General features: G+C 43.0%; 10 protein-coding genes and 1 other RNA gene. 7 read left to right on the top strand and 4 right to left on the bottom strand.

Features of this window, described 5'->3' with window-relative positions:
* The first annotated feature begins 28 nt into the window (after positions 1-28).
* Positions 29-435: RNase P RNA component class A (gene rnpB, locus MHH56_RS20125), an RNA gene on the top strand.
* A 67-nt stretch (positions 436-502) separates the two neighbouring features.
* Here rnpB and MHH56_RS20120 read toward each other — a convergent pair.
* The gene (locus tag MHH56_RS20120; protein WP_339203424.1) at positions 503-2,350 is read right to left on the bottom strand and encodes a S8 family peptidase; all 1,848 of its coding nucleotides are present in this window, start codon (positions 2,348-2,350) and stop codon (positions 503-505) included.
* Positions 2,351-2,534: 184 nt separating this feature from the next.
* Here MHH56_RS20120 and MHH56_RS20115 point away from each other — a divergent pair, with 184 nt between their 5' ends.
* The 3 genes from MHH56_RS20115 to MHH56_RS20105 are packed head-to-tail and all read left to right on the top strand — an operon-like array spanning position 2,535 to position 3,725.
* Positions 2,535-3,035: a YpuI family protein gene (locus MHH56_RS20115; RefSeq protein WP_076266908.1), complete on the top strand. Its 501-nt coding sequence runs from the start codon at positions 2,535-2,537 to the stop codon at positions 3,033-3,035.
* Positions 3,036-3,089: 54 nt separating this feature from the next.
* Positions 3,090-3,302: a DUF1540 domain-containing protein gene (locus MHH56_RS20110; RefSeq protein WP_076266909.1), complete on the top strand. Its 213-nt coding sequence runs from the start codon at positions 3,090-3,092 to the stop codon at positions 3,300-3,302.
* Between the two features lie 6 nt (positions 3,303-3,308).
* Complete coding sequence (locus MHH56_RS20105) at positions 3,309-3,725, top strand: hypothetical protein (protein WP_339203421.1); 417 nt, start codon at positions 3,309-3,311, stop codon at positions 3,723-3,725.
* Between the two features lie 47 nt (positions 3,726-3,772).
* Here MHH56_RS20105 and MHH56_RS20100 read toward each other — a convergent pair whose 3' ends face one another.
* Entirely contained in the window at positions 3,773-4,402 is a 630-nt protein-coding gene (locus tag MHH56_RS20100) for a GTP pyrophosphokinase family protein (protein WP_076266910.1), read from the bottom strand.
* A gap of 157 nt (positions 4,403-4,559) precedes the next feature.
* Between MHH56_RS20100 and MHH56_RS20095 the strand changes: the two genes are divergently transcribed.
* Both MHH56_RS20095 and MHH56_RS20090 read left to right on the top strand, forming a co-directional pair.
* Entirely contained in the window at positions 4,560-5,348 is a 789-nt protein-coding gene (locus tag MHH56_RS20095) for an ABC transporter ATP-binding protein (protein WP_339203419.1), read from the top strand.
* Complete coding sequence (locus MHH56_RS20090; protein WP_339203417.1) at positions 5,339-7,663, top strand: alpha/beta hydrolase; 2,325 nt, start codon at positions 5,339-5,341, stop codon at positions 7,661-7,663. The genes MHH56_RS20095 and MHH56_RS20090 overlap by 10 nt, the downstream gene beginning before the upstream one ends.
* A gap of 91 nt (positions 7,664-7,754) precedes the next feature.
* Here MHH56_RS20090 and MHH56_RS20085 read toward each other — a convergent pair whose 3' ends face one another.
* Positions 7,755-8,480: a queuosine precursor transporter gene (locus tag MHH56_RS20085; RefSeq protein ID WP_339203415.1), complete on the bottom strand. Its 726-nt coding sequence runs from the start codon at positions 8,478-8,480 to the stop codon at positions 7,755-7,757.
* 240 nt (positions 8,481-8,720) lie between these two features.
* Between MHH56_RS20085 and helD the strand changes: the two genes are divergently transcribed.
* Positions 8,721-11,048 (top strand): RNA polymerase recycling motor HelD, encoded by a 2,328-nt coding sequence (gene helD, locus MHH56_RS20080; protein WP_339203414.1) that lies wholly within the window; start codon positions 8,721-8,723, stop codon positions 11,046-11,048.
* Positions 11,049-11,050: 2 nt separating this feature from the next.
* Here the strand turns inward: helD and MHH56_RS20075 are convergent, their stop codons facing one another.
* Complete coding sequence (locus MHH56_RS20075; RefSeq protein WP_339203412.1) at positions 11,051-11,944, bottom strand: helix-turn-helix domain-containing protein; 894 nt, start codon at positions 11,942-11,944, stop codon at positions 11,051-11,053.
* Positions 11,945-12,577: the final 633 nt, after the last annotated feature.

Genomic DNA, 12,577 nt, shown 5'->3' with positions numbered 1-12,577 from the left:
ATACCTTGTATACTTAACGATGCCACGGAAAGTTTGACAGACAATCGCTGGCGGCCTTGTTGCCGCGAGAGGAAAGTCCGGGCTCCGCAGGGCAGGATGCTGGATAACGTCCAGTCAGCGCGAGCTGAAGGATAGTGCCACAGAAATGGACCGCCGATGGCCGGCTTTTAGCCGGAACAGGTAAGGGTGGAACCGTGGTGTAAGAGACCACGAGGAGCATAGGTGACTACGTTCCTGGTAAACCCCATCTGGAGCAAGACCGAGAGGACGCCGCAGCCCCTAAGCTGCAGCCTTAGCCTGAGGCGCGTCCGGGTTGGTTGCTGGAGCCGTATAGCAATGTATGGCCTAGATAGATGATTGTCGCTTCATCGTGGGAGGGTCGTTCCCGTTTGGACCACCAGAAGTACAGAACCCGGCTTACGACAAACTTTCCGCACGACCTTACACTTACAAACAAAGAGCACCCATCGCATGCGATGGGTGCTTTATTGTGTTTGCTGAATTACTTCCCGTACTTATTCATAATCCGATCAAGCCTTCTTTTTACCTGATCGGGATAAGTTTGCAGCGCTCCACCGTATTTTGAAGCAGCTTGCAGCGCTTTATCAACATCGATTTCTCCATAGCCAAAATAATCGTCTTTTCCTTTGGCGCCTAAATCAATAGCTGATTTTCTCATAATTTCCATAACTTCAACGTTGGATAGCTCAGGATTAATGGAACGAATCAATCCTGCCAATGCCGCGACATGGGGACTTGCCATAGATGTGCCGGACAATGCCGCATATTGACTGCCAGGATAGGTGCTCGCAATGCTGTCGCCAGGTGCTGCAACGTCTATATAATCGCCATAGTTGGAAAATGAGGCTTTTTCTTTGCTGCTGTTGGTAGCCGCAACAGCGAATACTTCCGGATATGCGGCTGGATATCCCGGTCGATCCGTATTATCGTTACCGCTGGCTGCAATCATAACTACGTCATGTTCATAGGCGTATTTAATCGCGTCATGTAGAAAATCTGCCTGCGCATAGTTGCCTAAGCTCATATTAATGACCTTAGCTCCATGATCGACGGCCCAAATAATGCCTTGAGCGACGGAGTAAGTTGAGCCTGCACCGCTGCTGTCCAATACTTTAACAGGCATAATTTTGTTGTACCATGATAAACCGGCAACACCTTCATTATTGTTAACGGTAGCGCCAATGATGCCAGATACATGGGTTCCGTGGCCAACATCATCATCGGGAGCCGCATTTTCATCTACTATATTTTTGCCTTCAGCGAGCTTTCCCTTCAAATCCGGATGATTGCTTTGCACGCCGGTATCAAGCACAGCAATAATAACCTTGTCACTGCCTTTAGATAAACTCCAGCCCTTTTCCGTCTCAATTGATGGCAAATTCCATTGGTACTCTGAGTACAAAGCGTCATTTGGAACGATAGCGGCTGAGCTCTCATTTGTCATATACAAATAATGTGGTTCTGTATATTCGGTATTCCACGTTTGCTTGAAATAACGGACTAGCTGATCCGTTTCAATATTTCTTGAGCGGAAAATAAAAGTATCTCCGACTTGTTTAACCCACTCCGCATTTATATCGCGTTTTACCTGTTCAAGCTCACTGCCCGAAAGAGGCTTAACGAAATGTACAACGACGTCACGAACATGATAATGACTGGCATTACCGTTATCCTCGCCAGTACGAACAGTCGTATCGATCGTTGAGTTTGGTTTCACGGATTCGATTTTGTAATTTCCTTCAACCGGGTAAGGTACAAGTCTAAGGTTGCGCATTTGATGATGTTCTACGGATTTCAAAATATCTTGTTTGATGACACCGACAACACCGATTCCACTATGCTTGGAGTCTGGCACACCCAGCACCATATAACGGCTTCCATTTTTGGCCGTGAAAGAAGGGGATTCAAATTTGGCCCCTTTGCTAACTTGTGATTTTGCTTCAGAAACATAAGATTTGACTTTCTGATCCTCTGTTTGTGGAAGGGCTCCTCGATCAACGCTGCGATTGCCCGAAATCCAGCTAATATAAGCCATGTGCGCATGCTCATGCATCATATGCTTGATTTGTTGATCAGCTTCGTTTTTTGATCCCATACTGGAGCTCATTAGCTTCTGAAAATCTTTGGAGCACTCTGTTGAGCAAAGCATCGCTGTCGCTTTCATATCGGATTGCAGCGCAGCAATTTTGAGCGTATGCTCGCGTTTTGCAGAAAAACTAGACGTTTGCGGCGGTTTTTTGACGTCTTTAGGGGCAAATATCGGCGTCATTGGTATAAGTAGAGCAGCTAAGGCTAAAATTGTAAGGCCACCAATCCATTTTCTATGCATGCCTGAAACCCTCCATTGATCGTTCTAAATTAGAGCTAAGTCTAATCTATAGGTTCGGATTCCAAGGCTTAAAATATGCGAACGAAAGCGTGAATCGCCAGTACCACTTAAATGTAATTTGTGGTACGATAGTGATGATTGTAGTTTTTACGTGTGTTTGGATTATGAAAGGGGAACTACCTATATGCCAACTGCCAACGTCAAAGCACTAACGGAATCAACTCGCACAAAGCTAAAGGATGCGTTAAGCCAACTGGAACCGTTTCTGAATAACAATTCCTTGCCCCAATTAACCGGCGAAGATGATGGAGAAGAAGCACATACTTTTTACAAAGGCCTTTTATCCGATTTGAGACATTTATTGGTCTTTTCTGAAGTCTCGGTTGAAAAGCTGGGAGTATTGCTCAGACGGCCCAATTTTGATACAGATTATGCGGAACGCGTGCTGTATGAGGTTTACCATCAATGCGTAAGCGCGTTTTTCTATCCGAAGAACGAATGTTATTCTGAAGATGGCCGTTATGCTTATACTGGCCAAGATGCGATTCGTTTCCGCTTTAAACCGAATCGTGATTCTCGTGGTATCGTACTTAGTGTTTCCAAGGTTTTTGAAGAACTGCGTGATGAATTAGCGTATTACGAAAATGATTACATGACTCAGCGTCGTATGCAAGGACAAAAATAAGGCAGAATGAATCACCTCCGGTCAGGGAAACTTGATAGTGGAGGTGATTTTTTTATGCCAAAAGGCGTGTCTTGTAGTGTCGCTAACTGCAACTTCTGGAAAGAAGGCAATAATTGTGGAGCTAGTGAAATCAACATCGAAATCGATCAACATGCAGGCGCCAATTTTAAAGAAGAATTTGCTGCGGATGACCTCGGACTATTTCATCAAGATCAAGCTGAACAATCAAAGTCAACATGCTGCCTTACCTTTAAACCAAAGGAGTGAAGGTCGATGGGTAAATATGAAGACGATTATAAACAATTGTTGGATGATCGAGATCGATCTGAACGAACAAGCCATCCAGTTGTGGGGACGGATCGCTTGATTGATGTAAATGAAGAAATGGCTGCTGATTTTGCAATCAGCAATCCAGCAGTTCATACAGAGCACAGAGAAAACCGTTATGAGGAGAGAGAAGAGCGGGTAGATGCCGAGTCCGGAGGTTATGCTCTTGGATGGGTATCACTTGTGTTTGCAATTGCGTCTTGGTTTCTATGGCCTGTACTCATTGGTGCAACATCAGTTGTACTTGGCTTTATAGCATACCGACAAGGCGCACGCGGACTAGGCGGTTGGTCTATGGCGATCGGAGCTATTGCATTAATGTTAAATTTAATTATCGTCCCTTTTTATTACGCGATCACCTAACCGAATAAAAAAAAGCTCCTTCCCGGTAAATCGGGATGGAGCTTTTTTTATTTTAGAGCTTGCTCACGGTGCTTTTGTACTTCCACATTCAAAGCAAGCATCTCCCGATCCAGAAGATGAATCATATCGGCAGAGCCTTTGAGCTGCTGTTGTATATGTAGCGGAATTTGCTCATTGAATTTATAATAGATCTTATGCTCGAGACTTGCCCAGAAATCCATGGCAATCGTTCGAATTTGAATTTCTACAAGCACATTTTCGGTTCGATCGGTAAGGAAGACCGGTATTTCAATTAGCAAATGAATGCTCTGATAACCATTTGGCTTCGGATTGATGACATAATCCTTGAGCTCAACGACGCGCACGTCGCTTTGCTTGCTAATCATGTCGACGATTTGATAAATATCGGTAGAGAAGGAACAGATTACGCGCACGCCAGCAATATCCCGTATATGCTCTTTGGCATCCTCAAGAGTAATAGGGAGTCCTTTGCGCTGAAGCTTCTGCATGACGCTCTCTGGCGCTTTGATTCTGGTCTTCATATGCTCGATCGGATTGTAATCATGAATAAATTGAAATTCTTCATTTAGAATGTTAAGTTTTGTTTCTACAGCATCGAGCGCAAATTTATAAGTCAGAAAAAAATGAGCCCATTGCTTTAGTTGATTCGTTTTCATACGCAGATCACTCCTGATATAACAATTATATATATGTGATTATTAGCTGGAACGGTTTCGACATAAGCGAGAATCGTTGTATTATTATAATGGTCGATATTATATGCCAAGTCAAATTTATAGCATACTTAAAAGTCAACAGACGGGAGAGTTAATCGTGATCATTGACATTCATAACGTTTCGTGGGAACAAAATAACAATAAAATTTTGGAACAAATAAGCTGGAAAGTAAACGAAGGTGAGCATTGGTGTTTGCTTGGACTGAACGGGTCTGGCAAAACAACATTGCTGAATATGATTAACGGCTATATATGGCCATCTGAAGGCAGTATGGAGGTACTTGGGAAAAAATTCGGTGAATTTGATTTACGCGAGCTGAGAAAAAGCATTGGCTGGGTTAGTACTTCATTGCAGCAAAAGCTATACGGCTCTGAGACTGCTCTAAAAATTGTTCTTAGCGGCAAATTTGCAACCATTGGACTATATGATCAAACCGATTCTGCTGACATGATCCAAGCAGAAGAATTAATGAGAACACTCGGCTGTACGGCTTTAATGGAGCGAACATACAATACGCTGTCACAAGGAGAGAAGCAGCGAGTGTTGATCGCAAGGGCGCTGATGGCTACTCCGAAGCTGTTAATACTGGATGAGCCGTGTACAGGACTTGATGTATTTGCACGCGAGCAGCTGCTTCAAATGATAGCTGCTGTGGCAGGAGAGCAGAATGCTCCTACCATTATTTACGTGACCCATCACGTGGAAGAGATATTGCCTTGCTTTGCAAAAACGCTTTTAATTAAGAAGGGGAAGGTGTTTGCAGCAAATGACACTTCTGAGGTGCTGACATCCGCACTTATGAGTGATTTTTTTGGAGTGCCTGTCCATATCGAGAAGCGTAATAGCCGAAACTGGATTACTGTTGAGGGGGATTTATGGAATTAGTATTGCAAGAGCCGCAGTTTCAGCTGCAGCAGCCTCCTGAGCCAAAAAGATGGAAAAAATTAATGGCTTGGTTAAAAAACCGATTCGAGCTTAGAAATGAACGAGATCATTATATAGCGAGAATTGCTATAGGAAGCACAGCTCTATTTGCGTCACTAGCGATGACGGCAGCCGCGCTTGGCATGCCGACTGGACTTGGTACGACAATTGATATTTTACTTTTTTTAATTTTGAATATCGTTGCTATGAGTCTAGCAGCGAACTTGCTATCATTTATATATTCAATGTTGTATTTACCAATACCACGCAGACTTGCGGCTGTATGGACATACGCTTCGATAGAGGCTTATCTGATTTTGTATTATGCTGAGCTAGGCATACTCATGTCAATTATCATTGCGATTGCATTTACCATCATAGGGGCTGCTGCGGGCTGTTTGCTCGGTGTCCTCTTAAAGTTAAAAATAAAGCGACGGAGCAAATTTTTGATTATGGTGGGAGCAGCTTCTGTTGCAGCGATCAGTTATCTGTTTGTTTATTGGCCAGGAACTGCAGCTATGTCTCAAACGGCTGACGTCGCGCTGGACAGCGATTCCATTCGCAATACAATAAATGCGCCTGATCCAGCTGAGAATGGGAAGTTTGCATTTCAGGCTTTCACTTACGGAAGCGGGCTGGATAAGCATAGAGTTATTTTTGGCAAAGAGGTTGATGTTCAATCTACGGCAGTTGATGCTTCAGCTTATATTACTGAATGGTCAAAACTGAAAACAAAATTTTGGGGATTTGACGAGCATGCTCTGCCTTTAAATGGCCGTGTCTGGATGCCGGAGGGTGAAGGAACTTATCCAATTGCACTTATCGTACATGGCAATCATTTGATGGAGGATTTCTCTGATGGGGGTTATGGCTATTTGGGAGAGCTGCTTGCTAGCCAAGGCATAATAGCCATTTCAGTAGATGAGAATTTTTTAAACTATTCCGTTTGGTCTGGTATACCTAATAATGATATGAAAGTACGCGCTTGGGTACTTCTTAAGCATTTGCAGCAAATTAAACAGTTGAACGAAGAAGTCGGCAATCCTTTTACCGGAAAAGTTGACTTAAGTAGGGTTGCATTAATTGGTCATTCCCGCGGCGGCCAAGCAGTAGCTATGGCTTCTGATGCGGATCGCTGGTTTAAAGACGACAAAACATTAGAGAACTTAAATGATGTTGTAATCGAGTCTGTTGTAGCAATCGCACCAACAGATAAGCAAGTCGATAATAAATCGGCACAGCTGACCGATGTAAATTACTTGACACTTCAAGGGGCGCGAGATGCGGATGTAAACAATTTTTACGGTGATCGACAGTACAGCAGAACGAAGTTCCAAGAGTCAACAGATAAGTTTAAGGCAGCTCTTTATATCGCGGATGCTAATCACAGTCAATTTAATTCTGACTGGGGGAGAATGGATGAGCGTCCGCCGGGAGGCCTGTTTTTGAGTCGTAAGGAGCTGCTTGCAGCTGAGGATCAGCGTCAAGTTTCCAAAGTGTATGTATCGGCATTTTTGCAAGCTACTTTGCTAGGAGAAAACAGCTATAAGCAGCTTTTTGAAGATTATCGGTCTGGACTTGATTGGCTCCCAAATACAGCGTATACCAATCGGTTTGAATCGTCCGATTTTACAGAGATTGCTAGGTATGATGATGGCAAGCAAAAAACAGCGTTGAAGAATGGCGGCAAGGCGAGTGTTGCTGGAATGATCGATTGGAGCATCGCATCAGCTGAAGACCGCGATGGCAAAAACAAAGGTACAAAAGGAATCGAGCTGGAATGGTCGGAGCCTGGGGCGGAATATGCTTTGGAATTATCGCCAAAAACGATTGATCAAGCCGCAGAAATAACGGATGGCAATCTAGTATTTTCGATGGCAAATCTTGAACGTGATTTGATTGCTGTAGAGGATAAAGACAAAGCAGATGCTGCAAATAACGCATTAGAACTCACTGAACCGCCGCCGCTGCCGGTCATAGAGATTGAGCTTACGACGACTGAAGGCGAGAGTATAGAGCTAGGCTTAGATAAAGTTATGCCTGTGGCGCCGCCAACGTATACAGCCTTTATGGCTTTTCCTTGGCTGGAGGAGCGCATTAAGGATGAGAAATACAAAGAATCTTCGGAGCCCATATTTCAAACCTACACGCTGCCGCTTGAGCTATTCAGCTCAGACGAATTAGCAATAAAAGCGGATGAGATTAGCCGAATTACGTTTCGTTTTGTAAGTGGACCAGGAAAAGTAATGATTGATGATATTGGGTTTACATCATAGTGAGCAAATAGGAAAGCGGGATGCCTGGCAGTTGGCATCCCGCTTTTACAACCTTATATGAATCATAAGTTACGAGCTTGTCCAGATGGCATCAGCCCGGAAGACTTTCCTTTTCTTCTTTAAAGGTAAAGTTTCTTGCAGCATATAAGAATGGTGTCGAACAAAGGGATACGATAAATTTGATGACATAAGTCGATAAGAAAATAGAGAGCCAAAGCTTGCTGCTATAGCCTGGTGCGCCTGCAAAAGCAATGGTGCAAAATATGAACGTATCGACTAGCTGACTTACCATAGTACTCCCATTATTACGAATCCAGAGCTGATTAGGAGCCGGACATAAACGTTTTAAAGTGGAGTAAATTTTGACGTCCAAAAATTGGCTCACAAAATAAGCGCATAAGCTTGCTAGTGCAATTCTTGGCATTAGTCCGAATAACGTTTCCATAGCACCTTGAACCTGCAGAGGAAATTCTTCATTTAACGGATTAAAAAGAAGCGCCATCTGCATAATAATGGTCGAAGTAATAAGCGTGAAGAATCCGAACCAAACGGCTCTTTTGGCCGCTTTTTCGCCATACTTTTCATTAAGAAGGTCTGACGCCAAGTAGATAGTTCCGTACATCGTATTGCCAAGCGTTATAGCAATAATCATGCCGAAGGCATGGATATCGATTGTTTTGACGACTTGAATGTTGGCTAACACGGTAGCCATTCCTATCCAAGCGTAAATGCCTACCCGGCCAAAAAAACGATACGAAAGAAGAAATAACGAAAAATGCACGAGCATGAAGATCGCGCCAAACCATAAATTAAACATGTTGCTTGTTACCTCCTAGTTTTGATAACGCGGGAGTTTTCGAACCGCGAATTGCTTGACTGATAAGACTTCTGAGTTGTTTTTCTGCCTTTGTCATTATAAACGCTTCTTAGGAGCGGAGCAATAACTTTTGATTGTAGTTTCATTTAGGCGGCAGAAGATGGTAAAATGGATGATACGTTTTAAAACATGGTATGCCAAAGACTTGGTTAACCTTACTAATAGTTAAGGAGTGGTAAAGTGACTAATTCTAACGAACAATTGGAACAAGAGGAGCAGCGTGTCATTGACGTGACGGATCTCATCCGCACTCGGATAGAACAATTCAACAATCAGCTTGGCGGCATACGCGAGGATATCGTTGATTTCCGACGTAATTTTTGGGATGATGTAACACTAAATTTTGAGGATGCGGCGGAATCAGCAGAGTCGCATGCCAGCATGAAGCAGCAAGCAGAGGTACTCTCAGAGCGTGAACGAAGCCATCGCCATGCTGAGGAACAGCTAAAAACACTTTATAAGCTTGAGTATTCTCCATACTTCGGTCGAATTGATCTCCAGGAGGAGGGGCAGTCCAAATCAGAGCCGATTTATTTAGGTGTAGGCTCCTTGCTGGATGAAAGCGGATATGAGTACCTTATCTATGACTGGCGGGCTCCCGTGTCGAGTCTTTATTACGATTATGGCCCGGGCCCTGTGCAGTACGAAACGCCAAGCGGCCCGATTAAGGGCGAAATGTCGCTTAAGCGTCAATTTATTATACGTGATGCTGAAATTCGCAGTATGTTCGACACAGGAGTCACAATCGGGGATGAGCTGCTTCAGGAAGTGTTAGGCAAGCAGTCTGATGCCCAAATGAAAAGCATTGTAGCTACGATTCAGCGCGAGCAAAATCGCATCATTCGCAACGAACGCGCAAGGCTTCTTATCGTTCAAGGAGCTGCGGGCAGCGGAAAAACGTCAGCCGCGCTTCAACGAGTGGCCTATTTGCTTTATCGGTATCGCGGCTGGTTAAATGCGAATCAAATCGTTTTATTCTCACCAAACCCAATGTTCAACAGTTATGTGGCGACCGTATTGCCTGAGCTTGGTGAGCAAAATATGCAGCAAACGACCTATCAGCAATATCTCGAGCACAGGCTAGGACAAACGTTTGCCCTAGAGGATCCATTCTCACAAATGGAATATACGCTCGCAGCGGTTAATGAACAAGGCTATGATGCGAGAATAGCTGGAATTACTTATAAATCAAGCAATTCGTTCATGCATTTGATTGATCACTATGCAGCCGAGCTTGGTCAAGAGGGGCTAGCTTTTAAAGCAATTACGTTTATGGGACGAAAATTGATTTCTGCAGCAGCAATTTCGGAGCAGTTTTACAGTTTGGAGCGTTCGTCTTCCATTGGAAACCGGATACGCCTTACGGCGGAATGGATTCTGAAAGAGCTGACGCGGTTAAGCCGCGAAGAACGGGATCAGGACTGGGTTCAGGAACAGATCGAGCTTCTGGATCAAGAGGCGTATGCGAAGGCGTTTGAAGATCTAGAACGGAAAAAACATTTTGCAGGAAACACATTTGATGATTTTGACGCCGAACGTGATTATTTAGCCGCGATGATTGTGCAGAAAAAATTCAAGAAGCTGCGCAGACGAGTGAAGCAATTATTGTTTTTGGATGTGCCAGCGATTTATAAGAGACTATTCGAGGATAATGCGAATATGTTGGAGCGATTTAAAAACAGCGATCATCAATTGCCTGAAAAATGGAATGAAATTAGTGAGCAAACGATTGCAAAACTCAATCAGAAAGAGATTTATTATGAGGATGCTACTCCGTATTTATATTTAAAAGAAAAGCTTGAAGGATTTCAAACGAATACATTGGTTAAACATTTATTTATTGATGAAGCGCAGGACTATTCACCTTTTCAATATCACTATTTAAAACGTATTTTTCCCAACTGCAAAATGACCGTGCTGGGTGATCTCAATCAGTCCATATTTGCTCACGCTGTAACAGGTAATGGTTTTGAGCCGTTATCTGAGCTGTATAGCGAGGAGGAGACGGAGAAGATCATTTTAACAAGAAGCTATCGCTCGACGAAGCCGATTGTGTCATTCACGAGTCGGATGATTGAAGGCGGTGATCAGATAGAGGCCTTTAACCGAGATGGCGCTGAGCCAACAATCACTAAAGCAGATAGCGAAATGCAGCTCATAGAGGGAATGCAGGAACGATTGAATCAGCTGATGCTGGGCGGTTATCAATCGATTGCGGTCATATGTAAAACGGCGGAAGAAAGCAAACGCATGCATGCGTCTTTGCAGCCATACTTTCCTAAGCTCCGCCTTGTAGAGAAGGAAACCGTTACTTTTGAAAAAGGAATTATTGTGATTCCTACTTATTTAGCCAAGGGCGTCGAGTTTGATGCAGTTGTCATTAGCAATGCTAGCAATGAGATCTATTCACGCGAAAGCGAAAGAAAGCTGTTTTACACGGCATGTACGAGAGCGATGCATGAGCTCCATATTTTCCATACGGGAGAGCTCACGCCGTTCATCAGATAACCTTATTTTCTAATCTCTGACCAAATATCATGAACATCCACTTGAAGCTCCGAAGCTATCAGCTCTGCTGTAAGTCTTTGGGGCTTCAATATTTTCCCGTTGCGGAGCTTGGAAATGGTTTGAATGGAAATACCGGTTGATGAGGATAGATAACCGACGGTTATATCTCTTTTGGCCATCCATATGCGCAGTTTCATCGAAGCTTCGATACAATCATCGACAGGACGCAGATCCCAGATGACGAATGCAAACTCAAGCACGTCGCCAAATCCGTCAATAATGGGAGTAAACGAAACGGACAACTCAAACTCGATTCCGCTTAGCTTGCTTGTCTTAATCGTGATACTCCGCTCTTTTTTTTGCAGGTGAGCCTCTTGTATTATTTTTAAAATTTTACCATGATCGGTTTCCGCAATAAATTGCAGCAGCGTTTCGTCCTGCATTTGCTGGTTTGGCTCAATTTGAAAGGGAGCAAGCCTGTCTCTTAGAAAACGCACATGATGATGTCTATCAATAATACCGCTGATCAACACTTTATTTCTTTCTGCTTGCTGTTCAATCCAATTGTATGGTGATAGATCTTCGAATATAATGAAGGCATAAAGGAGTTTATTATCAATGCTCCTTGGCAAAGGCTGCAGGTCAATGCGTACAGAAATTTTTCGTTTCGATTTGGTGTAAATAATAACTTCGCTTCTCATCACTTGCCTTGAAATGTTGATCTTATATTTATGAAGCAAATAGCTGCTTTTTTTGGATTGCAGCTCTTTTAACGTATAACCGCATAACCTAAGGAAAGCTTGGTTCGCGTCCTCTATGCGCACCTCTATTTCATTTTGACTCATTAGCAGCATAGGCTGATTCATGATTTGAAAAATATGATTGTAAACCGACAATACGAAACACTCCTCTTAAACCCATTCCAAGATCCTATAATCAAATAAAAGTATAAAATAGTCGTTCTAAACAAACAAGTCAATGAATTTGACATTTCGTATTATGTTTCAAAAGTGTTTCATAAGTTTAATTAATTAAACTTGATCGCTGAAACGATACCTTTATGGTGCAAACAGTCATAAGTTGATTCAAAATCACCTGTAACACCCCGCCAGCAGGCTTTATTCTCATTCGGTTTCCCGATAATATGAAAGCAGACAGCCTAAATGGAAAAAAGAGCAGCAGGCTAACACACAGGGGAGACAGAATATGAACCATTGCATCATAGAAAACTGTACAAAGCCGATCAAAGCCAAAGATTTATGTGCAATGCACCATCAACGTTTGCTGCGTCACGGTGATCCTTCCATTGTAAGACCGCGCAGAGTGAAACAAGTTACAAATTGTAAATGGATTAAATGTACTCAACTCTCAAAAACGAAAGGTTTTTGTGCTAAACATTATTACATACAGCGAACGCTGAGTCCTGAAAAAGATTGATGTCACGTAATCTGACACAGATTAATTATTATTGCCGAAATCTATGAAAACGACTGTGTTTTTTTTCAAAACCATGTATAATGTGGATAAAG

The sequence above is a fragment of the Paenibacillus sp. FSL K6-3182 genome (assembly GCF_037976325.1).
GTDB lineage: Bacteria > Bacillota > Bacilli > Paenibacillales > Paenibacillaceae > Pristimantibacillus.
The sequence above is the reverse complement of the archived record's forward strand: the minus strand, read 5'-3'. Positions and strand labels throughout refer to the sequence as shown.

What these genes read in the sequence shown, in the direction of transcription:
- MHH56_RS20110 (WP_076266909.1), top strand. Translation starts at nt 3,090, where the DNA reads ATGCCAAAAGGCGTGTCTTGTAGTGTCGCTAACTGCAACTTCTGGAAA.
- MHH56_RS20085 (WP_339203415.1), bottom strand. Translation starts at nt 8,480, where the DNA reads ATGTTTAATTTATGGTTTGGCGCGATCTTCATGCTCGTGCATTTTTCG.
- MHH56_RS20105 (WP_339203421.1), top strand. Translation starts at nt 3,309, where the DNA reads ATGGGTAAATATGAAGACGATTATAAACAATTGTTGGATGATCGAGAT.
- MHH56_RS20115 (WP_076266908.1), top strand. Translation starts at nt 2,535, where the DNA reads ATGCCAACTGCCAACGTCAAAGCACTAACGGAATCAACTCGCACAAAG.
- MHH56_RS20120 (WP_339203424.1), bottom strand. Translation starts at nt 2,350, where the DNA reads ATGCATAGAAAATGGATTGGTGGCCTTACAATTTTAGCCTTAGCTGCT.
- MHH56_RS20100 (WP_076266910.1), bottom strand. Translation starts at nt 4,402, where the DNA reads ATGAAAACGAATCAACTAAAGCAATGGGCTCATTTTTTTCTGACTTAT.
- MHH56_RS20090 (WP_339203417.1), top strand. Translation starts at nt 5,339, where the DNA reads ATGGAATTAGTATTGCAAGAGCCGCAGTTTCAGCTGCAGCAGCCTCCT.